Below are 267 nucleotides of genomic sequence, written 5' to 3'. Positions count from 1 at the left end.
CGATGTGCTGCTGGGTCAGCATATGCCAGGGACTGATCCGGCACATCGCAGTCTGTTTGCCGGGCCCCATGCCGGTATCGACGGCACGCCCTGGTTTGTGTCGTGGAATGAGCAGCAGAATGGTGGAGGTATCCGCACGCCCGTGCAGGATCCAGAATTACTCGCGCAGACTATCTTTGGCACCGTCAGTCGAGAGGTGCGTGAGCGGCAGACACGAAACAGACACGTCTTCGAGCCGGTGCTGGCGGATATCAATGAGCTGCGAGG

At 59.9% G+C, this 267-nt stretch carries 1 protein-coding gene; it reads left to right on the top strand.

Annotated features, from left to right (window positions below; genetic code table 11):
- On the top strand, window positions 1-267 hold a 267-nt coding region (locus SB717_RS36390), incomplete at both ends, for a hypothetical protein (protein ID WP_410907890.1).

The organism is Priestia sp. SIMBA_032 (genome assembly GCF_046535215.1).
GTDB classification, from domain to species: Bacteria; Bacillota; Bacilli; order Bacillales; family Bacillaceae_H; genus Priestia; species Priestia aryabhattai.
Note: the sequence above shows the minus strand (reverse complement) of the source record. Positions and strands in the feature narration are given on the sequence as shown.